At 62.0% G+C, this 22752-nt stretch carries 24 protein-coding genes; 10 read left to right on the forward strand and 14 right to left on the reverse strand.

Annotation, left to right across the window (positions count from 1 at the left end; translation table 11 throughout):
* Positions 1-13 precede the first annotated feature (13 nt).
* Positions 14-919, forward strand: a complete 906-nt coding sequence (locus LAB08_RS18985; protein WP_096510250.1) for a LysR substrate-binding domain-containing protein — start codon at positions 14-16, stop codon at positions 917-919.
* Positions 920-1168: 249 nt separating this feature from the next.
* Positions 1169-2098 (forward strand): LysR substrate-binding domain-containing protein, encoded by a 930-nt coding sequence (locus LAB08_RS18990; RefSeq protein WP_096510249.1) that lies wholly within the window; start codon positions 1169-1171, stop codon positions 2096-2098.
* Here the strand turns inward: LAB08_RS18990 and LAB08_RS18995 are convergent.
* The 3 genes from LAB08_RS18995 to LAB08_RS19005 form a co-directional block, all read right to left on the reverse strand.
* Positions 2010-2603 (reverse strand): DinB family protein, encoded by a 594-nt coding sequence (locus tag LAB08_RS18995; RefSeq protein ID WP_096510248.1) that lies wholly within the window; start codon positions 2601-2603, stop codon positions 2010-2012. The two genes, LAB08_RS18990 and LAB08_RS18995, sit on opposite strands and share 89 nt — an antisense overlap.
* A gap of 197 nt (positions 2604-2800) precedes the next feature.
* A complete protein-coding gene (locus LAB08_RS19000; RefSeq protein WP_096510247.1) occupies positions 2801-3904 on the reverse strand; it encodes an NAD(P)/FAD-dependent oxidoreductase in 1104 nt (367 codons plus the stop codon).
* Positions 3905-3994: 90 nt separating this feature from the next.
* The gene (locus LAB08_RS19005) at positions 3995-4783 is read right to left on the reverse strand and encodes an SDR family oxidoreductase (RefSeq protein WP_096510246.1); all 789 of its coding nucleotides are present in this window, start codon (positions 4781-4783) and stop codon (positions 3995-3997) included.
* 209 nt (positions 4784-4992) lie between these two features.
* Between LAB08_RS19005 and LAB08_RS19010 the strand changes: the two genes are divergently transcribed.
* Complete coding sequence (locus tag LAB08_RS19010; protein ID WP_096510245.1) at positions 4993-5307, forward strand: NIPSNAP family protein; 315 nt, start codon at positions 4993-4995, stop codon at positions 5305-5307.
* A gap of 133 nt (positions 5308-5440) precedes the next feature.
* Here LAB08_RS19010 and LAB08_RS19015 read toward each other — a convergent pair whose 3' ends face one another.
* Positions 5441-6370 (reverse strand): LysR family transcriptional regulator, encoded by a 930-nt coding sequence (locus LAB08_RS19015; protein ID WP_096510244.1) that lies wholly within the window; start codon positions 6368-6370, stop codon positions 5441-5443.
* A 172-nt stretch (positions 6371-6542) separates the two neighbouring features.
* Complete coding sequence (locus LAB08_RS19020) at positions 6543-7745, reverse strand: NAD(P)/FAD-dependent oxidoreductase (protein ID WP_096510243.1); 1203 nt, start codon at positions 7743-7745, stop codon at positions 6543-6545.
* 189 nt (positions 7746-7934) lie between these two features.
* Between LAB08_RS19020 and LAB08_RS19025 the strand changes: the two genes are divergently transcribed.
* Positions 7935-8966 carry a GlxA family transcriptional regulator gene (locus LAB08_RS19025; protein WP_096510242.1) on the forward strand — a complete coding sequence of 344 codons (1032 nt, stop codon included), beginning with the start codon at positions 7935-7937 and terminating at the stop codon, positions 8964-8966.
* A gap of 132 nt (positions 8967-9098) precedes the next feature.
* Here LAB08_RS19025 and LAB08_RS19030 read toward each other — a convergent pair whose 3' ends face one another.
* The 5 genes from LAB08_RS19030 to LAB08_RS19050 form a co-directional block, all read right to left on the reverse strand.
* Positions 9099-9746 carry an amino acid ABC transporter permease gene (locus LAB08_RS19030; RefSeq protein WP_096510241.1) on the reverse strand — a complete coding sequence of 216 codons (648 nt, stop codon included), beginning with the start codon at positions 9744-9746 and terminating at the stop codon, positions 9099-9101.
* A gap of 1 nt (position 9747) precedes the next feature.
* A complete protein-coding gene (locus LAB08_RS19035; RefSeq protein ID WP_096510240.1) occupies positions 9748-10428 on the reverse strand; it encodes an amino acid ABC transporter permease in 681 nt (226 codons plus the stop codon).
* Between the two features lie 3 nt (positions 10429-10431).
* The gene (locus LAB08_RS19040; protein ID WP_096510239.1) at positions 10432-11208 is read right to left on the reverse strand and encodes an amino acid ABC transporter ATP-binding protein; all 777 of its coding nucleotides are present in this window, start codon (positions 11206-11208) and stop codon (positions 10432-10434) included.
* A gap of 16 nt (positions 11209-11224) precedes the next feature.
* Positions 11225-12190, reverse strand: coding sequence for an ABC transporter substrate-binding protein (locus LAB08_RS19045; RefSeq protein WP_096510238.1), 966 nt, complete (start codon positions 12188-12190; stop codon positions 11225-11227).
* A 102-nt stretch (positions 12191-12292) separates the two neighbouring features.
* Positions 12293-13738 (reverse strand): amino acid permease, encoded by a 1446-nt coding sequence (locus LAB08_RS19050; protein ID WP_096510237.1) that lies wholly within the window; start codon positions 13736-13738, stop codon positions 12293-12295.
* A gap of 348 nt (positions 13739-14086) precedes the next feature.
* On the opposite strand from LAB08_RS19050, the gene LAB08_RS19055 reads away from it, so the two are divergent.
* The 4 genes from LAB08_RS19055 to LAB08_RS19070 all read left to right on the forward strand — a co-directional run bounded on the left by LAB08_RS19055 (position 14087) and on the right by LAB08_RS19070 (position 17559).
* Positions 14087-15505 (forward strand): aminotransferase-like domain-containing protein, encoded by a 1419-nt coding sequence (locus LAB08_RS19055; protein ID WP_096510236.1) that lies wholly within the window; start codon positions 14087-14089, stop codon positions 15503-15505.
* Positions 15506-15510: 5 nt separating this feature from the next.
* Positions 15511-16755, forward strand: a complete 1245-nt coding sequence (locus tag LAB08_RS19060; protein WP_096510235.1) for an NAD(P)/FAD-dependent oxidoreductase — start codon at positions 15511-15513, stop codon at positions 16753-16755.
* 28 nt (positions 16756-16783) lie between these two features.
* Complete coding sequence (locus tag LAB08_RS19065; RefSeq protein WP_096510234.1) at positions 16784-17134, forward strand: RidA family protein; 351 nt, start codon at positions 16784-16786, stop codon at positions 17132-17134.
* Between the two features lie 104 nt (positions 17135-17238).
* Positions 17239-17559, forward strand: a complete 321-nt coding sequence (locus LAB08_RS19070; RefSeq protein ID WP_096515301.1) for a DUF2388 domain-containing protein — start codon at positions 17239-17241, stop codon at positions 17557-17559.
* A gap of 83 nt (positions 17560-17642) precedes the next feature.
* On the opposite strand, the gene LAB08_RS19075 is transcribed toward LAB08_RS19070, so the two are convergent.
* Both LAB08_RS19075 and LAB08_RS19080 read right to left on the reverse strand, forming a co-directional pair.
* A complete protein-coding gene (locus LAB08_RS19075) occupies positions 17643-18551 on the reverse strand; it encodes a pyridoxal-phosphate dependent enzyme (RefSeq protein WP_096510233.1) in 909 nt (302 codons plus the stop codon).
* A 191-nt stretch (positions 18552-18742) separates the two neighbouring features.
* Entirely contained in the window at positions 18743-19534 is a 792-nt protein-coding gene (locus tag LAB08_RS19080; RefSeq protein WP_096510232.1) for an SDR family NAD(P)-dependent oxidoreductase, read from the reverse strand.
* Positions 19535-19658: 124 nt separating this feature from the next.
* Between LAB08_RS19080 and LAB08_RS19085 the strand changes: the two genes are divergently transcribed.
* Positions 19659-20609 (forward strand): GlxA family transcriptional regulator, encoded by a 951-nt coding sequence (locus LAB08_RS19085; RefSeq protein ID WP_096510231.1) that lies wholly within the window; start codon positions 19659-19661, stop codon positions 20607-20609.
* 137 nt (positions 20610-20746) lie between these two features.
* A complete protein-coding gene (locus LAB08_RS19090; RefSeq protein ID WP_096510230.1) occupies positions 20747-21406 on the forward strand; it encodes a methyltransferase family protein in 660 nt (219 codons plus the stop codon).
* 109 nt (positions 21407-21515) lie between these two features.
* On the opposite strand, the gene LAB08_RS19095 is transcribed toward LAB08_RS19090, so the two are convergent.
* On the reverse strand, positions 21516-22184 hold the full coding sequence (locus LAB08_RS19095) for an HAD-IA family hydrolase (RefSeq protein WP_096510229.1): 669 nt from the start codon (positions 22182-22184) through the stop codon (positions 21516-21518).
* Between the two features lie 150 nt (positions 22185-22334).
* A complete protein-coding gene (locus LAB08_RS19100; protein WP_096510228.1) occupies positions 22335-22742 on the reverse strand; it encodes a response regulator in 408 nt (135 codons plus the stop codon).
* Between the last annotated feature and the right edge of the window lie 10 nt (positions 22743-22752).

Raw genomic sequence — 22752 nt, forward strand, 5'->3', positions numbered from 1 at the left:
CCAGAGGTCTGACATGATCGACATCCGCCAATTGCGCTACTTCGTCGCCGTCGCCGAGGAAGAACACGTCGGTCGCGCTGCCGAACGCCTGCACATTTCCCAGTCGCCCCTGAGCCGGCAGATCGCCCAGCTCGAAGAACGCCTGGGCCTGACCCTGTTCGAGCGCAGCCAGCAACGCATTCGCCTGACCCGCGACGGCCAGACCTTCCTCGCCGAAACCCGCGCCCTGCTGACCCACGCCAATCGCCTGGAATCCCTGGGCAAGCGCCTGGGTCGCGGTGAAGAAGGCGGCCTGTGCATCGGCTACATCGAAAACGCCATGCACGCCGGCGTCCTGCCCAATGCGTTGCGCGTGCTGCGCGGCGACCGACCGAATGTGCACGTCGCGCTGTACAACCAGAGCTCCGCCGAACAACTCGAAGGTCTGCGACAGCGTAGTCTGGATATTGCGCTGGTCAGTGAGCCGCCGACCGATGACGACCCCGACTTGCTGGGGTTCCAGGTACTGGACGACCCGATGCTGCTGGCATTGCCCGCGGATCATCCACTGGCCAGCCAGGCCATATTGACCCCGGCCGACCTCGCCGCTCAGGAGTGGATCGGCGTGCAGCACCACCAGAACCTCACCAACCGCGAAGACTTCGTCAGCGCCTGCATCCGCGCCGGCTTCACCCCGGACATCCGCATGGAAGCCACCGGCCCCTTCACTGCCATGGCGCTGGTGGCCTCGGGACTGGGCATCGCCATGATTCAGAAAGGCTTGAGCCGCAACGCACCGCCGGGCGTGGTGCTGCGGGAAGTGCCGTGGATTTGCTTGAGCAGACCCCTGTGGGCGGCGTGGCACCGGGTCAATTTGCGGCCACTGGTGGAGACCTTCCGGAAGATGCTGACCGAACCCGAGTTGGTTCACAGCCTGTAAAATCTGCGCTGGATGGACTGGCCTCATCGCGAGCAGGCTCGCTCCCACAGTGGACCTGCGCTGTACCCGATTCTGGTAAACGCCATAGATCTCCTGTGGGAGCGAGCCTGCTCGCGAAGGTCGTGAACGATAACGCGTAAAGCCAGACACCCAGCGGCGTACTCAGGCTTGTCGCGAGCGAGCTGGCTCCTACAAAAAAACGGTTCGGTGCTTTACTGAAGAGATTCTGCAACCCGCGAGAATTCCCCCATGAACCGCAACGACCTGCGCCGCGTGGACATGAACCTGTTGGTGATTTTCGAAACCCTGATGTTCGAGAAAAACCTGACCCGTGCCGGGGAAAAGCTGTTTCTCGGCCAGCCGGCCGTCAGTGCAGCGCTGGCGCGCTTGCGGGATTTGTTCGACGACCCGTTGCTGGTGCGCAACGGTCGGGTGCTGGAGCCGACCCAGCGGGCCTTGGTGATTCTCAAGGAATTGCAGCCGGCGATGGACACCATTTCCGGCGCGGTCAGCCGGGCCAAGGATTTCGACCCGTCCACCAGCCGCGATGTGTTTCGCATTGGTTTGTCCGACGACGCCGAGTTCGGCCTGTTTCCGCCCTTGCTCAAACAAATCCGCGAAGAGGCGCAGAACGTCGTGGTGGTGGTGCGGCGGGTGAATTACCTGTTGATGTCCTCGATGCTCGCCAGCGGAGAGATTTCCGTCGGCATCAGCTACACCACGGAATTGCCGGCCAATGCCAAGCGCAAGAAACTGCGGGATTTGAGCGTGAAGATCCTGCGGGGCGACAACCGTCCCGGCACGCTGACCCTCGATGAATATTGCGAACGACCCCACGCGCTGGTGTCGTTTTCCGGGGATCTGACCGGGGCGATCGACACCGACCTGGCCCGCATCGGCCGTTCACGGCGGGTGGTGCTGGCGGTGCCGCAATTTGCCGGTTTGCGTGATTTGCTCGCCGGCACTGACCTGCTCGCCACCGTGCCGGATTACGCGGCCTGCGCGCTGGTCAGGGGCAGCGACCAGCTGCGCGCCGACGATGCGCCGTTCGAGATCAACCTGTCCGAACTGTCCATGGTCTGGAACGGCGTCAACGATAACGATCCGGCAGAACGTTGGTTGCGCTCGCGAATTGTGGAGCACATGTCGGCTCCACTGCCGGCGCATTCAGCGAATTGAAATGCGGGTCGGTCTCGCGCAGGTAGATCGGCAGGTCGGTCATGGGCGGCATGGCCGGGATTTCGAAGTACATCTGGATGATCCAGCCACGGTGATAGCTGGCGTGGTTAACCACATGCAGCAGCATCGCGCCGGCACTCATGGTGCCGCTTTCCCCGGAAATGAAGGTGAACCGCACGGGCCTGTCCAGCGAGGCATCGGTTTGCCGGGCCGTCCAGTCGCAGTACCAGTGATCGACGTCCTGTTGCGCCAGGCGCAGGCCCGTCAGTGTGGGATGGATCACGTCATGGGAAGTGGTGAAGCCGTGCCCTCGGCCTTCGAGGTGGGCTTGCCAGAGACAGTCAACGACGTAGATATGGTTAAGGGTGCCGATCATGTTCTTGAAGATCCCGGCGCGTTCTTTTTCGACTTCTCCCGGTGGCAGTTGCGCCAGGTTGTCGAAGAGGCGCTGGTTGGCCCATTGTTTGTAATCGGCAAGCATGCGGGCAGTGCGTACGTTGATCATCAGATGTCTCCGATGGCGATAAGCGCATCTTCCAAGGATAGCGCTATCTGCGTGCAGCGGCGCGGATGCTGATTATCGGTCGTCCCCCAAACTGTAGGAGCGAGCCTGCTCGCGATGGTCGTCAACGATGACGTTGGGAATCTGACACCCCGCGCCGTTCTCAGGCTCATCGCGAGCAGGCTCGCTCCCACAGGGGGTTATGCAAGCTGCTTCATTACGTGTTCGGCCAACGCCAGGCAACTGGTCAGGCCTGGCGATTCGATGCCGAACAGATTGACCAGTCCTGGCAGCCCATGTTCGGCCGGACCGCTGAGGCGAAAGTCGGCGGCCGATTCGTTCGGGCCGCTGATTTTCGGGCGAATGCCGCTGTAGGCCGGTTGCAGGCTGTGATCCGGCAGACCCGGCCAGTAACGGCGGATCGCCTCATAAAAGCCGTCGGCCCGGGCGGGGTCCACGTGGTAATCGACGGTGTCGACCCACTCCACGTCCGGCCCGAACCGTGCCTGGCCGCCGAGGTCGAGGGTCATGTGCACGCCCAGCCCGGCACTCTCCGGTGCCGGATAGACCAGATGGCGAAACGGCGCCCGGCCGCTGAAGCTGAAATAGCTGCCCTTGCACAATCGCGCCGTGGGGACGTGCTGCGCTGGCAGACCCACGATGCGACTCGCCACTTCGGGCGCGGACAATCCCGCACAATTGATCAGCTCACGACAGCTCAAGGTCAGGGGCTCGGCGCCGCCCATCTGCAACTCGAAACCCTGTTCGGTGCAGCGAGCCGACAACAGCGGCGTATGAAACACCAGCGAGGCCCCATGGGTTTGCGCATCGCCCTGCAACGCCAGCATCAGCCCATGGGAATCGATGATCCCGGTGGACGGCGACCACAGCGCGGCGACGCAGGACAACGCCGGCTCCAGCGCCCGCGCCTGAGTAGCGTCCAGCCATTGCAGGTCATCGACGCCATTGCGCCGGCCCTGCTCCAGCAACCGTTGCAGGTCTGTGTGCTGCGTCTCATCGGTGGCCACGATCAGCTTGCCGAGACGCTGATAACTGACTCGGCGCTCATCGCAGTAGGCGTACAGGCGTTGCCTGCCCTCCACGCACAACTGCGCCTTGAGACTGCCGCCAGGGTAGTAAATGCCGGCGTGGATCACTTCGGAATTGCGCGAGCTGATGCCCGTGCCGATGCCCTCAAAGGCCTCGACCACAATCACTTCGCGCCCGCTCATGGCCAGGGCCCTGGCCACCGCCAGCCCCACCACCCCGGCGCCCACCACCACGCTGTCGATATCGACGCTCATGTCAAACCAGTCCTCACTCCCGGTAATCGAAAAGATCGCAGCCTCGTTGCACTCGACAGCGCCTACGGGGAATCTGCGGCGCTGGATAAATCAGAACGTGCCCGGATAGCTGCCACCGTCGAGCAACAGGTTCTGCCCGGTGAGGAACCCTGACTGGGCGCCGCAGATGAACGCGCAGTAGGCACCGAATTCATCGGGCTGGCCGAAGCGCTGGGCCGGGACGTGTTTGCGCCGTTGTTCGGCGATGCTTTCGACGCTGGTGCCATTGGCTTCGGCGGCGGCGCTGAGGGTTTTGTGCAGACGCTCGGTCTCGAACGGCCCGGGCAACAGGTTGTTGACCGTGACGTTGTTCCCCGCCAATCGCGCCTGACGCGCCAACCCGGCGATGAAACCGGTCAGGCCACTGCGGGCACCGTTGGACAGGCCGAGCACATCGATCGGCGCTTTCACCGCGCCGGAAGTGATGTTGACGATGCGCCCGAAACCGCGCTCGGCCATGCCATCGACACAGGCCTTGATCAGCTCGATGGGCGTGAGCATGTTGGCGTCCAGCGCCTTGAGCCAGTCTTCTCGCTGCCAGTCACGAAAGTCACCGGGTGGCGGTCCGCCGGCGTTGTTGACCAGAATATCCACCTGCGGACATGCCGCCAGTACCTGCGCTCTCACATCAGATGTGCTGATGTCCCCGGCCACGGTACGCACCTCGATGGCCGGCGCCAACCGGCGCAACTCCACGGCGGCAGCCTGCAACGTCTCGTCACCACGGGCGTTGATCACCAGGTTCACGCCCTCCTTCGCCAAGGCTCGCGCACAGGCCAGGCCCAAGCCTTTACTGGCGGCGCAGACAATTGCCCAGCGTCCCGAAATACCCAAATCCATGACGATGCTCCTGACTGTTCGAAGGGGTCACGTTATCACTGCACAGCCTCAGACCGGGGATGACAAAGGGTGATCACCGGATCAGACCTTTTCATTATCAACCGCCCGCGACGCTGATTACTGTTCACGGACGAACAAGCATCCGCCGACATCGAACGACTCACCGGCAACGCCTCACAAGGCATTCATTCCTGAAGAGACGCCCCCCCATGTTCTACGAAATGCGCACCTACACAATCCAGATCGGCAAGATGCAGACCTACCTCAAGCACTTCGAGGAAAACGGCCTGCCGGTGATCTCCCGCTACACCACGCTGGTGGGCTGGTGGTACACCGAAATCGGCGAACTGAACCAGGTGATCCACCTCTGGGCCTACGAGAGCCTGGACGAACGCATCAAGAAACGCGCCGCCCTTTACCAGGACCCGGACTGGCTCGAAGGCTTCGTACCGATCGCGTTCCCGATGCTGGAAAAAATGGAATCGAAACTGCTGATGCCGGCGGCGTTTTCGCCGATCAAATAAGCCCGGACAAACACCGCAAAAAAACTGTGGGAGCGAGCCTGCTCGCGAAAGCGGTGTGTCAGGCTCATCAATGGTGACTGACACTCCCTCTTCGCGAGCAGGCTCGCTCCCACAGGGGCCGCGTAGACGGTTATCACGCAGTGATCAACGGCTGCAATTCGTCGATCAGCAGGCTCGCCGCCGCAGGCAAATCGGCGCCGACCCGGCTGATCAGGCCATAGGGCTCGACCAGCGCGCGCATCGACAAGGGCAGCGTCACCAATAAGTCGAACTGCGCACAGAATCCGGCAACTTCTGCCGGGACCACCGCCAGCAAAGCCGGGTCCTGCTGCACCAACAGAATGGTGGCAAAAACCGACGAGGTCTCCAGCGGATAACGCGGGATATCCAGTCCGGCGTCCTCCAGCTCGCGCTCCAGGGCCTGGCGCATCGGCATGTCCTTGGGGTACACCACCCAGGGGTAATTGCTCAACTGCGTCAGTTGCAACGACGTGGCACCGGCCAGAGGATGGTCCTTGCTGGCCACCACCGCCAAAGGCTCTTCGCTCAACTCGATACAGGCATAGGCGTCCGAGCGCTGGCCGACACTGGTGCGACAAATGGCCAGGTCCAACCGTCCCTGATCCAGCAGCCCCAACAGGTTCGCACTGGTGTTCTCCACCACTTCGATGGCCAGTTGCGGTTGCTTGAGGCGCAGTGCAGTCAGGGCCCGGGTCAGCAACGGCACCGCGCCCATGATCACCCCCACCGACAGCCGCCCGCCCTGCCCGCGCAAGATGCTCAGCATGTCCTCGCGCAGGTGCTCGACATCGCTGTAGATCAGCCGCGCGTAACGGATCATGCAGCGACCCATTTCGTTGGCCACCAGGCCTTGGGGCTGACGCTCGAACAATGGCATGCCGAGCAGCGACTCGACTTCATGCAGCGCCTTGGTGGCGCCGGACTGGGAAATGGAAATCTGCTCGGCCGCCTTGTGCAACGAGCCGCGTTCATCCAGCGCAATCAGCAGGCGCAGTTGTTTGAGGCGCAGGCGTGAGGCGATGCTGGCGAGGGAGGGAATCATAGGGTTGTATGCTCGAGCATGAGGGGGGCCTTGCCTGGTTTCGGTGGATCAAGGTACGCAGCCCTTTTTTGCGGAAACAGACAGGGATCGACAATTCAATTGTTCTAAAAACTCACGAGTACCCAATCCTAACTGCAGGAGCGAGCTTGCTCGCTCCTGCAATGGGCTGCGCCTAAAAGGATGCCAGAGGGTCGCCCGCCGCCAGCGCATCGGCACGGTTCGCGGCTGGCGGGTATATCCATTGGGTGTTGATCATGCGCTTGCGCTCCTTGCCTTCATCGTGGGTCAGCACGATCTGGCGATCCCAGCCTTCGGTGTACACCGCGCCCCACTCGCCCAGGTCCAGGCAGGTGGCATAGAAGGGTTGACGGTAAGGAAGTGTCGGCACACCCAGCAGGTCGGCAGCCACGTTGTGCCCGCCAAAGCGCCCCATGATGATCGCGTGCTGGCAGGACATCAGCGAGTAATGACCCTGGTCGTCAGTCAATGCCCTGGCCACATCACCGGCGGCAAACACGTGATCGGTGCCGATCACGCGCAAGTCGTCGGTCACTTCGGCACGCCCCAGGCGGTCGAGTTGCGACGACACTTGCGAGGTCAGGCCGCTGGCCACCAGCCCGCCGGTCCAGATCACGGTCTGGGCGTCGATCCGCTGACCGTTGGCGGTCTGCACGCCATCGGCATCGATGGCGACCACCCCGGAGCCGACCTGGAACTCGATGCCCATCTGCTTCAATGCCTCAATGATCAATGGCCGTGGGCTTGGGCCCAGATCCGGGCCGATGTCATCCGCGCGCTCGACCACGACAACGCGGAACGCAGCATCCGTACCAAGGATTCTGCGCAGTTTTTCCGGCAGTTCAGTGGCCACTTCCAGGCCGGTGAAGCCTCCGCCCACCACCACGACCGTGTTGCGTTCCGGCGTGTCCGGCAATGTGCGTAGCCCGACCAGGTGTTCTTCCAGTTCCACTGCATCGGGCAACTGATCCGAGGCAAAGGCGTATTCGGCCAACCCGGGCACCGGCGGACGATTGAGTATGCTGCCGCTGGTCAGCAACAGGCGGTCATAGACCAGGTTAATGTTTCGCCCGGCGACGGTCCGGGCGATGACTTGACGGGCGGTAGTGTCGATGCGTTCGACTTCGGCGCCGAGAAACTTGACGCCCACGGCGTCCAGCATCGGCATCAAGGGTGCGGTCATTTCGTGGGGTGAGGGTTCATACAGACGCGGCCTGATAACCAGTTCCGGTCGCGGGGAAACCAGCGTCACCTCGACATCGGCGCTCTTGCCATTGACGTCGAGCACACGGGCCGCACCCAAGGCGCTCCAGACGCCGGCGAAGCCGGCGCCCACAATCACTATGCTCTTGGACATGATCTCTACCTTCGTTCAAGTTATCGAGGCAGACAGCGAGCGAATATCCTACAACCAAGCGCCAGCGGCAGGACTAGACTTTGTCGGGCCACTGACATAAAACCCTGAATTCCTGACAGCCGATCAGCAGCCATCACGTTTATACCGTTTGCGAATTATGATTATTCCAACTCGCTAAAACAGAAGCTCATGAACGACATCGCCAGCTCCGCCGTCTGCCCCGATCCACCACCCGACATTCAACCTGACCCACCGCGGTTGATCGTATTCCTCGCCTACCCCGAAATGGGCCTGCTGGACCTGACCGGCGCGCAAACCGTGTTCTGGGCCGCGTCCAGGTACAGGCACGCGCTCAATCTGCCGGGGTATACGTTGCACACCGCCAGCCTGGCCGGCGGCTTGATGCACACCGCCGAGGGCCTGGCCGTTCATACCTTGCCGTTAAGCGATTTTGACGTTGACTCGATCGATACGTTGATCGCTCCGGGCGCACCGAACATTCTCCAGGCCATGAGCTTTTCCCTGGATCTGGTCGCCTGGCTGGCAGAGGCATCGGGCAAAGTCAAACGCACCGCTTCGGTGTGCAGCGGCACCTTTCTGCTGGCCGAGGCCGGCTTGCTGGAAGGCCGACGCGCCGCCACCCACTGGAAGATGTGCGACATGCTCAAGGAGCACTACCCGTCGATTGACGTCGATAGCGATGCGATCTTCGTCAAGCACGGTTCGGTCTGGACGTCCGCCGGTGTCAGCGCCGGCATCGACCTCGCCCTGGCGCTGGTCGAAGAGGATTGCGGGCGTGAAGTGGCGCTGCAGGTGGCACGGGAAATGGTGGTGTTCCTCAAGCGCCCCGGCGGGCAAGCCCAGTACAGTCAATTGCTGCAATCGCAAACCAGCGAAGGCGCGGTATTCGATGACCTGCACCTGTGGATCTCGCACAACCTGGCCGGGGAAAACCTCACGGTCGAAACCCTCGCCCAACAGGTGCAGATGAGCCCTCGCAATTTTGCCCGGGTCTACAAACTCAAGACCGGCCGCACCCCGGCCAAGGCTGTAGAGGTACTACGGATGGAAGCCGCCCGGCGCCTGCTGGAAGATTCCGAGCGCAACATCGATCAAATCTCCCGATTGTGCGGTTTTGGCGATGAAGAGCGGATGCGTCTGACGTTCCAGCGCAACCTCGGGGTTTCGCCGCGGGATTACCGGAGTCGGTTTTCGCGGTGAGTTTTGCAGTTGCCCCCGATTCCCTGTGGGAGCGAGCCTGCTCGCGAAGGGGCCGGGTCAGCCAACATTCATGCTGAATGACACACCGCTTTCGCGAGCAGGCTCGCTCCCACAAGTGGATTGAACCTCACCTCAGTGCCGCGTCCTGCGCTCCAACAACCGCACCCCCAGCGACAACGGATAACACAACGCAAAATAAATCCCGCCCACCAGGATGTAGATCTCCAGCGGCATGAAATACACCGAACTCAAATCCTGCGCCCGCAGCATCAAATCCGGCGCCGCGATCAGCGATGCCACCGAGGTGTCTTTGAGCAGCGAGATCGCGACATTGCCGATCGGCGCCAGCACGATGCGAATGGCCTGGGGTAACACGACCCAGCGCAGCACCTTGAGATGGGGCATGCCAATCGCCTTGGCCGCTTCCACCTGCCCTTTGGGCACGGCTTCCAGCCCCGCACGGTAAATCTCCGCCAGGTACGCGGCGGCGTTGAGCCCCAGGCCGATCATCGCCGCCTGGAACGAGCTGAACTGAACGCCGATTTCGGTCAGGCTGAAATAGACGATGAACAACTGCACCAATGCCGGGGTGCCACGAAACAGCTCGATGTAGGTCAACGCCACCCGCCGCACTGGCCGGCTGCGCGACAGGCGTGCGAGCGCCACCAACAAGCCGACGATCAAACCAATGACCAACGCGCCGAATGCCAGTTGCAACGTGGCCCATGCCGCCGCCAGGAACTCGACATGGGTGGCTTCCCACAGTTCGCCATAGCCCATATCAGTTCTCCTTGACGACTTTGAGACGGCGCTCGGTGCGCGCCGCCCAGTGGGAAAGCACCAGGCTCAACGCCAGGTAGATCATGGCCAGCAAGAAGTAGATCAGGTTGGTCTGGTAGGTTTCGCTGACCAGCATTTTCGCCTTGAAGGTCAGTTCGGGCACTGCCGCCGCCGACGCCAGGGACGTGTCCTTGAGCAGGCCGATGGCAAAGTTGGCCATCCCCGGAATGGCCACTTTGAACGCCTGCGGCAGTACGATGAGGCGCATCGCCAGGGAGCGGGTCATGCCAATGGAAAATGCCGCCTCGCTTTGCCCGCGGTCGATGGTGCGGATACTCGAGCGGAACACCTCCGACAGAATCGCCGCGCCATTGAGGCCGAAACCGATGATCGCGGCGCCGATGGCCGGCAGGGTGATGCCGATGTAGGTCAGGCCGAAGTACAGGATGAACAGTTGGGTCAGGATCGGGATGTTGCGAAAGATCTCCAGGTACACACTGGCGATCAGGCTCAGGATACGACTGCGGGACAGACGCATCAGCGCCAGGCAAAACCCCAATAGCGCCGCCACGATGAATGCCGCGAAGGTCAGCCCCAACGTGGTCAGGGCACCGAGCCCCAGTACGTTCAGGAAGTACGGCAGCATGTCGATGGCTTTGTGCAGCGCGGTGGTATCGAACATTGATCAGTGCTCCTGCACGGCGCGGATGAAGGAGCGGGTGCGTTCGATCTGGCTCTCGCGGAAAATCTGCCGGGGCGGGCCCTGTTCGACGATGTTGCCATCGGCCATGAAGATCACCTGATCGGAGACGCTTTCGGCGAAGCGCATTTCGTGGGTCACGATAATCATCGTCATGCCCTCCTCCGCCAGCTTGCGCATGACGCCCAGCACCTCGCCCACCAGCTCCGGGTCGAGCGCCGAGGTGGCTTCGTCGAACAGCATCAGCTTGGGTTTCATCGCCAGCGCCCGGGCGATGGCAATGCGCTGCTGCTGCCCGCCGGAGAGTTGTTCCGGAAACGCGTCGCGCTTGGCGAACATACCGACCTTGTTCAGCAGGTCCTCGGCCTGTTCCACCGCTTCGGCACGGTTGCGCTGTTGCACCTTGAGCGGGCCGAGAATGATGTTGTCCAGCACCGAAAGGTGCGGGAACAGGTTGAAGCGCTGGAACACCATGCCGATTCCGGTGCGCATCCGAGCCAATTCCTTGTCACTCATGGGCACCTTGCGGGTGCCCACAAGGCGCTGGCCGATGAGTTCGTTATCGATGTAAATGTCGCCTCTGGTCGGTTCTTCCAGGTAATTGACGCAGCGCAGCAAGGTGGTCTTGCCCGAGCCGCTGGGACCGATGAGCGAGATCTTCTGACCCTGCTGCACATTGAGGTCGATGCCTTTGAGCACATCCAGGCTGCCGAAGGATTTGTGCAGCCCTTCGATGCGCACCAGTGGTGTTGATTCAGCCATGAGCCAGGTCCTCTACTCAGGCAAAAGCCTGACTGAAATCACGCGGTGGATGCTCGAACGGACCGATCAGATTGCCCTTCTCGTCGCGGTCCACGCCGATGCGCGGGTTCTTGGCCGGTGGTACGAGGTAGTCAGGGTTTTTGATGCCGTACTTGGCCAGGACCGGTTTGATCTGGTCGGTCGCCTTCAGCCAGCGCAGCCCCTGGTTAACGCCGTCGAACAGGTCCTGGTTCTGCGGATGAACGCCCCAGATAGCCTCGAACTTGGCGGTCAGGCTGGGGAATTTTTCATCGTAGGCCATGGGGATTTGCTTGAGCTTGAGACTCGGGTCCTGAAGGATCATGTAGTCGATGGTCGGGGCATCGAGCACGGCGAAATCCAGGCGCCCGGCGCGTACATCGCGCAGGCAGGAATCGGTGTTGTCGTAGAGCTTGACCTCTTTCACACCCTCGATTTTCTTCATGTCGGGGATGGTGAAATAGCCGGTGATGGCGCCGATGGTGCGGCCCTTCACGTCGTTGACGGTGATGGAGGTGTCGAACGGTTCGCTGTCGCGCATGATCACGTAGGCCCCGGTGTAGAACACCGGGTCGGTGAGCAGCAGGATCTTCGAGCGCATCGGGTTCCAGGCAAAGTTGCCGCCGAACCAGTCGGCGCGCCCGGACCTGACCGCTTCGACCACCGCCGGGAAGCCCATGGTCAGCACGTCGAGCTTGAGTTCGAGACGGTCGGCAATGAGCTTGAGCAGTTCCAGATCGGTGCCGACGGGCGTGCCCTCACGCATGGCACCCAGGGGCATGTCGCCCAGGCACGCGGCGGTGAGGTAGCCGGGGCGCACGGTCTTGATGGGCTTGTCGGCGGCGAACGCGAAGGACATCGGTCCCGTCGCACTGGCGGCCAATACCGCCAATGAGCCATAGCCGGCGGCTTTGAGCAGCCCGCGGCGGGAGAAACCCTGGGTATCGAACTTGAAGTCGGACATAGATCACCTATTGGCAAATTTATTGTTTTTGACCGGTACAAGCCTTGTTGCTCAACCGCCGTCCGTGGCTCGATGCTCCCTGTTAATGAAGTGCTGTGTGATTTATGGCCGTGTCGGCAACCCCGCGAGGATGTCGATCGCATTGGCATGGGGTTGGGCGTCGTGGTGCCGCTGGCGCCTGAGGATCAGGTACGCGGCAGATACCACGCCGAGACTGACGAGGCTGGCCAGGAACTGTGTCCGCAACGATTCCTGGAACGCCATGGCGATCAAAACACCCGCGATCACTGCCACCACAGCATAGGACAGCCAAGGAAACAGCCACATCCTGAGGGTCAGCCGCTCCGGCGCCGTGGCTTCGACCTGACGGCGCACCTTGATCTGCGCCAGCGCCACCGCCAGGTACACAAACAGCATCACCGCACCGGAGGCGTTGACCAGGAACAGGAACACACCTTGGGGAGAAATGATCGCTGCCATGATTGCGATGTAGCCGATCACGCTGCTGAGCAGCACGGCGGCCCGTGGCACTTTGCGCCCGGTGAGCACCGCCAGTTTTGCCGGTGCATCACCGCGCTGGCTGAGGCCGAACAGAATCCGCGAAGACACATAAAGGCCGGAGTTCAGCGCCGACAGCACGGCCACCAGCACTACCGCCTGCATGATCATCGCCGCGCCGGGAATGTGCAGCACCTCCAGCGCCGCCACGAACGGCGAATGCCCGGCGACGATCTGCCCCCAGGGCACCACGCAGACGATCAGGAAAATCGAACCGACGTAAAAGGTGATGACACGGAAAATCACCGAACGGGTCATGTTCGCCACGTTCTTCGAAGGGTCGTCGGATTCGGCGGCGGCAATCGTCGCGATCTCGGCACCGCCCACGGCAAAGATCACTGTCGGCACCCCGGCCAGAATCGCGCTCACGCCGTACGGCATGAAGCCGCGGGCATTCACCAGGTTGCCCAGCAAGTCGCTGGTGCTCGGTGCAAATCCGAACAGGTAGGCGCCCACCACGAAGATGAAGACGATGATCGCGAAGACCTTCAACGAGGCGAACCAGTACTCGAATTCGCCATAGGACTTCACCGACAGGCAGTTGATGGCGGTCATGATCGCCAGCAGGCTCAGGCCGATCATCCATGCCGGCAGCGGTATCCACTGCTCGAGGATATTGGCGCCGACCACCGCTTCCACGGCCACCACGATCACCCAGAAGTACCAGTACAACCAGCCGCTGGTGAATCCCACCCAATTGCCCAGGCCGATGCGTGCGTATTCGGTAAAGGAGCCGACACCCGGCAGCGCCACCGCCATTTCGCCGAGCATGCGCATCACCAGCATGACCACGATACCGGCAGCGAGATAACTCAGGAAAGCCGCCGGCCCAATCGCCTGAATCGTTGCGCTGCTGCCGACAAACAGGCCGGCACCGATGATGCCGCCGAGGGAAATCATGGTGATGTGGCGCTGGCGCAATGCACCGCTGAGGCGTTGTTGCCCGGTTCTTGTCCGGGTTGAGGTCTGGGTTGGCTGGGCGTTGCTCATCGGATGGCCTCCGCTGCACGGGATAGGGTCGATCGACCGGATAATGTCGGAGAAGACTTTGCATGAGGGGGACAACACACCGGATACTCTGTGCCGCCTGCTGCCAGGCGGATGAGTCGGTGGTGTCGGCAAGCCTGGGGCGAGCCTGGCTGGAATGTCTTGATAGTCATGTGCGTACCCGTTGGACTGCGCATGGCAGCCATTTTCTTATTGTGTTGCATGACAAGCATTACAACTCACACACTAATCACGGTTTTTTAGCTTGTCAATGGGCTTTGTATCGGATAAAAAGCAATACAAATTTGCTTATTGTCTTGCTACAAGCATGACAAGCAGGGATAAAGCACCATGAGTCAATTCGAACAACTGCTGGATGAACTGAAGGCCAGTGCGGCGTTGCAGCGCGACAAGGCAGAAACCCTGTACGCGCAATTGGCCGACTCACTGGCCGAAGCGATCGGCAATGGCAAGCTCAAGCCGGGCGAGCGCCTGCCGCCGCACCGCGACTTCGCCAGCGCACTGGGGGTGAACATCACCACCGTGACCAAAGCCATGGCGCTGCTGCAGCAAAAAGGCCTGGTGGAAAGTCGCCCCGGACGCGGCACTCAAGTTGCACAGCCAAGGCATCCGGCGGCGCAGTTTCAGTCGGCACCGAGCAATGATCCGGGCACCGTCGACCTGAGCGTCAATCGGCCGGCCACCGACGGTTTCAATCGAGTGTTGGCGCAGTTGCTGCCGCGCCTCTCCAGCGACCCGCGCTTTGGCGACATGAAGGACTATCACCCGTCGGAAGGCCCGCTTTGGGCCCGCGAGGCTGCCGCGCAATGGTTGCGCCACACTGGCGTCGAGGCCCAGGCCTCGCAGATGTTGATCGTCGAAGGCGCCCAGCATGGCATCGCCAGTACCTTGCGCAGCCTGACCAACAGCGGCGATACCGTGCTGGCCGACAGCGTGACCTATCAGGGCATTAATGCCTTGTGCCGCTCCCTGGGCCTGATTCTGATCGGCGTCGATGCCGACGAGCGCGGCATGTCCCCCGAAGCCCTGCGCCAGGCCTGCGTCGAGCATCAGCCGCGACTGTTGTTTCTGGTGCCATCGATCCATAACCCGACCGCCATCACCCTGGACGCCGAACGCCGTGAAGAACTGGCGGCTGTCATTCGCCAAACCCATCTGCTGGTGATCGAGGACGACGTGTATCGCCCGCTGCTGGATCAATCGCCACCGGCCTTCGCGGCGTTGATGCCGGAACGCACGATCTACATTTCCGCCCTGTCCAAATGCATCGCACCGGGGTTGCGCATGGGCTTTGTCATGGCCCCGCCACCGCTGGTGCAGGACATTGCCGCCATGCAGCGCATCGACTGCTGGAGCACATCGCCGCTGACCGCGCTGATCGCCACCCGGTTGATCGAGGATGGACATGCCGACCAGCTGGTCTCGGAGCAGCGCGAAGAATTGCGCATTCGCCAGTCGCTGCTTGCCACCCATCTCGAAGGCCTGGAATTCCAGCACAGCGCCACGGGCACCCATGCCTGGCTGGTGCTGCCACATCCCTGGACCGGCTCGCGCTTTGCCCGGCTGTGTCAGGACCGTGGCGTGGTGCTGCTCGCCGGCGGCGCTTTCACCCTGCATCCGGAACTTTCGCCGCAAGCGGTGCGCATCAATATCTCGGCGGCCCTGTCACGGGAGCAGCTGATCAAAGCCCTGGGGACCATCAGCCAGTTGGCGCGCCAGGGTCACCTCTACATGCACAACCGGATCTGAGGAACATGACACAGCCAGTTCATTGCGAAATCGCCGTTATCGGTGCCGGGGTGGTCGGGGTTGCCACCGCACTCTGGCTGCGGCGCCAGGGTTACCAGGTGGTGTTGCTGGAACGCGAGGGCATTGCCAGCGGCGCGTCCTATGGCAATGCCGGCACGCTTGCGCCTTATGGCGTGATGCCGATTGCCCAGCCGTCTCTGTTGAAGGCGATTCCGTCGCTGCTGTTTTCGAAGGAATCGCCCTTCGTCATCAACTGGGCACGCTTACCCACATTGATGCCCTGGTTGCTGCGGTTTCTCAATGAATGTCGCGCCTCACGCTGCGAGGCCAACACCCAGGCCCTGAGCCAGATCCTCCAGCACACCTACAGCGGCTATGCGCCGTTGCTGGCTGACTGTCCGCAGGCTGACGGGCACTTGCGTCACAACGGCTGCCTCTATGCCTACGGCACCGAGCAGGGTCTCGCCGGGGCGCAATCGGCCATTGAATTGCGCCGTTCGCTGGGCATTGCCCAACAGGTGCTGAAAGCGGCAGAGGTCGAACAGCTGGAACCGGCGCTGGCGGGAAAAGCGGTCGGTGGCATCCTGTTCCCCGAGTCGTCGCACATGGATGACCCACGCGCATTCATCGAAGCGCTGGCGGCACCGCTGATCGACGAGGGGGCCCTGCATCAGGCAACGATCACCACCCTGCAACGCAAGAGTGACGGCTTGTACCTTAACAGCGCCGAAGGGAAAGCCTGGCGCGCCGACCGCGTCGTGCTGTGCGGCGGCGCGTGGTCGGCAGCGCTGGCGCGCCAGGTGGGCGATCACATCCCGCTGGATACCGAACGCGGCTACCACATTGAATTCGACTTGCAAGACACCCTGCTCAACCGGCCCTGCTGTCCGGTGGAAAGCGCGTTCTACATGACCCCCATGGCCGGCCGCCTGCGCGTGGCGGGCACCGTGGAGCTCGGCTCGATCAATGACCCGGCCAACCCCAAGCGTTTCGATTATCTGGAACGTCACGTGCGTCGCGTGATGGGCCTGACCCAACCGGTCGCGCGCAAATGGCTGGGCTTTCGCCCTTCCCTGCCCGACTCGCTGCCGGTCATTGGCCCGTCGCCGAACGAGCCGCGCCTGATCTACGCTTTCGGCCATCAGCACCTGGGCCTGACCCTGGCCGGGGCCACTGGCCAACTGGTCGCCGACTGCATCGCCGGCAATGCCCCCCGCTGGCTGGACAGTTTTTCCGTGCAACGCTTCTGAGCAACGCCTTTCCACAGGAGAACCATTGATGCAAACCATCGAGCGCCAACAGACCAATCAACGCATGAGCCAGATCGTTGTCCATGGCAACACCCTGTACCTGGCCGGACAAGTGGGCGACCCGCAGCACAACATTGCCGATCAGACCCGCGATGCCCTGGCGCGAGTCGATGCCTTGCTTGAGCAGGCCGGCTCGTCCCGGGAACGACTGCTGCAAACCACCATCTGGCTCGCCGACATGGCGGATTTCGCAGCGATGAATGCGGTATGGGATGCCTGGGTCCCGGCAGGGCATGCGCCGGCCCGGGCCTGTGGCGAGGCGAAACTGGCCGATCCGGCATTGCGGGTCGAGGTGATTGTCTGCGCGGCAAGGGGCTGAACTCTACCGCTTTTAACCGGGCGCACAACGACAGGGAACTCTCGACGACCGCCGTGCATCCTAAAATATGAGGCACTTCCTTTTTGCTGCACGAGGACACCGTCATGCGCCGTCTGATTATCGTTTCTTCCCTGCTGTTGTGTTTACCCTTCGGCTCTGCAATGGCCAAAGTGGATGCGGAAGACGTCGCCACCTCGGCCGGCGTTTCCGCTTCGCTGTATTCGACCTTCAAGGATAAAAAAATGATGATTCCCGCACGGGATGACGCCTCCAGTTTCGTGGCCAGTGGTGGTGCGATTCGCGGGGTTTATCTTGAACAGGTTCTACAGCGGATTCGTCAGGCACATCCCGACCTCAACAGCGCAAGCGACGAGGACCTGGCCCGCGCCATTCTCGTCCAGGACGGCGTTGCCGAAGGTCAATAAACGCCAACCTCAGCGGTGGGGCTTGTGAAACCCGGATAGCGTTTCCAGCCCTGCCTTGCTTGAGGCTCAACAGGGTTTTTCGATCAACGAGCCCAGCCGGCCACCAGTTGCGCGCTGATGCTGACGCCGCCACACACCACAACCACCACGTCGTGAGCTTCGGCGATCGCCGGGTGGTCGAGGTAGGCGATGGCCAGCGACACTCCGCAGGCGGGCTCGACCAACTGACGCAAATCGCTGGCGTAACGCACCACCCCCATGATCGCTTCCTCATCGCTGAGCGTGACCAGTTCGTGGGGGAAATCCAGGATGTGCTGGACCGGCCACGCAGCCACCAGGGATGCGCCGAGCGACCGCGCGACCGTATCGATCCGGGGGAATTTGACCGGATGCCCGGCGCTGACGGCGGCAGCGAAAGAGGCTGAACCTTGCGTTTCACAGGCGATGATCCTGCAGTCCATGCGATGGTGGCGGATCAGTCCGGTGAGAATACCTGCGAGCAAACCACCACCGCCCACCGAGGTCACCAGCGCATCGACCTGCGGACAATCCTCGAGAATTTCATCGATCATCGTGCTATGCCCTTCCCACAGCACCGGATGATCGAAGGCCGGCACGTACTCGGTGTCTGCGCCTTGGGCCAATTCCTTCGCCCGCAGATTGGCTTCGTCCCAGACCTTGCCATGGACGATCACCTCGGCACCGGTTTTCTTGATCCTGGCGCGGGTGGATTCAGGGGTCGTGTGCGGGACCACAATGCAGGCTTTCAAGCCCAGGCGGGAAGCAGCCACGGCCGTGGCAAACCCGGCATTGCCGCCGGAAGGACAGATGACCTTGCGCTTACCCCGCTCTGCCGCCTGACTGCACAAAAGCCCTATGCCGCGCAGTTTGAAGGAGCCACTGGGTTGCAGGTTTTCCAGTTTGAGCCAGATGCGGCGCGATGGCGTCGACAGGTCGGGATGCAGGATCAAGGGCGTTCTGATATGAAGCATTTCGGGCTCCTTTTGCACGCCGTTGGCCCGTCGAATTTTCCACGGGCCCGCGGTGAACGGTCCTTGTTCAAGCTTAGTTCATGAGCCGTTGCTGATGACGCCATCGCGAGCAGGCTCGCTCCCACAGGGTATGCACTGATCCTTGTGGGAGCGAGCCTGCTCGCGATAGCGTGCGCAAGAACACAATCAAATTAACGGTAACGCGGCGCCGACGTGGAGTTGTGGAGCAACCCGGTAAGCGCCTGGCGCCGGGCTTCGTAATCGTCCCACTGCGCGCCGTCGTGCAGGCCCGGGATGGTCACCGTTTCGCCATTGGCCAAGCCCGTCAGCGCGGCATCGACCATTTCCTCGACGGACATGACGATTTCCTGCGGCAGGTTTTCCACCGGATGGCCGGCCTCGTTCCAGAAGTCCGTGGCGGTGGCACCCGGCAGCACGGCCTGGACGCGCACGCCCTTGTCCGCCAATTCGTGAAGCATCGACTGGCTCAAAGCCAGGACGAACGCCTTGGTCCCGCCGTACACGCCATTGAGGATTTCCGGGGCGATGGCGACGATCGAGGCGATGTTGATCACGGTCCCGGTACCACGGGCGACGAAGCCGGGCGCGGCGGCATAGGCCAGGCGCGTCAGGGCGGTGATGTTGAGGGTGATCATGTCTTCCATGTCATCCACCGGGCTGCCCAGCAGCGGCAGGACCGCACCGACCCCGGCGTTGTTGACCAGCAAAGTGATGCTGGCATCGCTGCGCAGAATCTGTTCAACCCGCAGTAGATCGGTTTTATCTTTCAAATCAGCGGCGACCACTTCCACGTTGCGCCCGGTTTCATTGCTCAAGCGGCTGGCCAGGGCGTTGAGTTTCGCTTGGCTGCGCGCCACCAGAATCAGGTTGTAACCCTGGCGGGCGAGACGGTCGGCGTAGACCGCGCCGATGCCCGACGAAGCGCCCGTGATCAGGGCAGTACCTTTGGATGAAAGAGCCATGTTCAATTTCCTTTGCAGTGCGGCGAGATATTCGCCGGGTGTGAGCTGTTATAAATTGACTGACACGCGTCGCAAATGACGTTTAAAGTACGTTTTTCGGACATGACCGTTTGAGGGCATCGCGATGATCAGCGTGGCGTTTGTGGTTTTCGAGGGGTTCCAGTCCATGGCGCTGGCGGCGATGCCGGTGTTCGAGTACGCCAACTTCAGCGCCGGGGAAGCGTTGTATGACGTGCGCGTGCTGTCCGAAGATGGCCGCACCTTGCGCGCCTCCGGTGGGTTGACCGTCGGTACCGAAGCATTCGATGAACGGCTGATCGACACGGTGATCGTGGTCGGCGGCGATGGCATCCTCGAACAGGCTCCCGAAGCGGTACTCGATTACATGCGTGCCAGTGCACGGACTGCGCGGCGCACGGCATCGATCTGCTCCGGCGCCTTTGTCATGGCCCAGGCCGGTTTGCTCGAAGGACGACGGGCCACCACCCATTGGGCCTACGCGCGGCAACTGCAGGAGCGCTTTCCATCGATCAAGGTCGAGGCCGACCGCATCTATGTGATCGACGGTTCGATCTGGACATCCGCCGGGATGACCGCCGGCATCGACCTGGCGTTGGCCATGGTGGAGAAAGACCACGGTGCAGAACTCGCCCGGTCGGTGGCACAGAAACTAGTGATGTACCACCGCCGTGCCGGTGGCCAGTCGCAACACTCGGCGCTGCTGGCGCTGGAGCCGAAGTCTGACCGCATCCAGACCGTGCTCGGCTATGCCCGGGAACACCTGGCCCAGACACTGTCGGTGGATCAACTGGCGGACGTGGCGCGCCTCAGTCCGCGCCAGTTCAGCCGTGCCTTCCGCGCTGAAACCGGCCAGTCGCCAGCCAAGGCCATCGAAAACCTGCGCTTGGAAGCGGCCCGGCAAATGCTCGAGCGCGGACGCCTGACCCTCGACCAGATTGCCCTGGAGACTGGTTTCACCGATCGTCGTCGTATGCGCGAAGCCTTCCTGCGGGCGTTCGGGCAACCGCCGCAGGTGATTCGGCGTAGCGCCAGATCGGAGACGATCCCCCTGTAGGAGCGAGCTCGCTCGCGATGATCGTCAACGATAGCGCGAGCATTCAGGGAATACGCGTTTTCGTTAACGACCTTCGCTGGCAAGTCGAACCGTCGCACCGCAGCTCCTACAATGAAAGGAGTGTGCGTGGAGGTCGTATGAAAATCTCGGCAAAACTGGCGTTTTTCGCCGTCGTGTCCACCCTCGCCTACCTCGCCCTGGCCATTTGGGGGCTGGGCGGCATTGGCGCTTTCTTCTCCCACGGCGCGCTGGTGGTGGTGGCGCTGGCGACAGTCGTCATGGCCATCGCTTCGCTGTTCACCGAGGTCAATCTCAGCTCCGGGGAGCGAGAAGACCGGGCCAATCGCTGGGTGCTGCCAGCGTTCGGGGTGATCGGATTATTGAGCGGGTATCTGCCGGCCTACACCGACCGCATCGATTTCTGGACCTTTGGTGGTGAAGGCATGCGTTGGCTCGGGGCGATCCTGTTCATTATCGGCGGCGCACTGCGGTTATGGCCGGTGTTCGTGCTGGGCAAGCGTTTCAGCGGGCTGGTGGCGATTCAACCGGGGCATCGCCTGGTCACCGACGGCATCTACCGCAACCTGCGCAACCCCAGTTATCTGGGAATGATGGTCATCGGCGTGGGTTGGGCGCTGGCATTTCGCTCGGGCGTGGGGCTGTTGCTGGCGGCGTTGACGTTGATTCCGCTGATTGCGCGGATTCATTCAGAAGAGGCGCTGCTGAGGGCGCAGTTCGGGGGTGAATATGAGGCTTATTGCGCGCGGAGCTGGCGGTTGATACCCAAGATTTATTGAACCCAACACACATCCAATGTGGGAGCGAGCCTGCTCGCGAATGCGGTATGTCAGCCACATCAATGTTGACTGATACTCCGCATTCGCGAGCAGGCTCGCTCCTACAGTATTAGATTGTGTGCAGGCGGATAAGGCCAACCGAATCCACATTCGCGGCAACCACGTCATATCCCGTCAACGTCGCATGCCCCGTCTCAATCGGCTGTTCATGGGTCGCCGTGACAATCACCAAATCCGCCCCCGCCGCCTGCGCCGCCAATATCCCCACCGTGGCGTCTTCAAAAACCAGGCAATCCGCTATCTCGACCCCCAGTCGTCGGGCAGCCAACCGATACCCCGCCGGATCAGGCTTGCCCACGCTGACATCCTCGGCAGTGACCATCACATCCGGCTCGGGAATCCCGGCCGCGGCCATGCGACGCAACGCCAGCGTCCTCGGTGCCGAGGTGACGATGGCCCATTGATGGGCCGGCAGTGACTTCAGGAACCGCGCCGCACCCGCCACTTCTGCAACCCCTTCGACATCCTCGATTTCCGCTGCGGTGATCCACGCCGCTTCAGCCTCGGCATCGACACCGGGCAACGCCAGGCGCTGGATGGTATCGATGGCGCGGGCACCGTGGATGGTGGGCAGGAAGCTCTCGACATCGACACCGTGGCGCACGGCCCAATGGGCCCAGACGCGCTCGGCGGCGGCAATCGACGTGAGGATGGTGCCGTCCATGTCGAACAGGAAGGCACGGTATGGGTTGTTGAAGACGGATTCGGGAGTTGGCAAAGGGTCCTTCCTATCTCAGGGAACTAGCGGATATCCCAAAGACTCTACACGATCCCTGTAGGAGCTGGCTTGCCAGCGAAGGCGTCCGCGAAATCAATGCATGACTTTCTGGCCTCTTCGCTGGCAAGTCGAATCGTCGCACCGCAGCGCCTACAAGGTACGACGTGAATTGAACGCGCCATCCACGCAATCGAGCAACTGCCCCAGCGCCCAGGGTTTCTTGATGAACGAGACTTCATGCCGCACGCCGGAGCTTTCAGGGGTCTCGTAGCCGGACATGATCATGATCGGTTTGTCCGGCCAGCGATCGCCGAACAGGTTGGCGAGGTCGGCGCCGTTGAGCGTGCCGGGCATGGTGATATCCGTCAGCAACAACCCGACGCCCTGCGCATGACGCTGCAAGTACACCGAGGCGGCGTCCGCACTGGTCTGCGGCTCCACCCTATAGCCTTCTTCCTGCAGAATTTCACAGAGAAACTCCAGAATCAGCGGGTCGTCCTCAACCACCAGAATCAACCCGCCTTGAAGGTCTCCACTCGCCGTCGATATTCGACTCATGACCTTGCCG

The organism is Pseudomonas izuensis (genome assembly GCF_002356535.2).
Lineage (GTDB): Bacteria > Pseudomonadota > Gammaproteobacteria > Pseudomonadales > Pseudomonadaceae > Aquipseudomonas > Aquipseudomonas izuensis.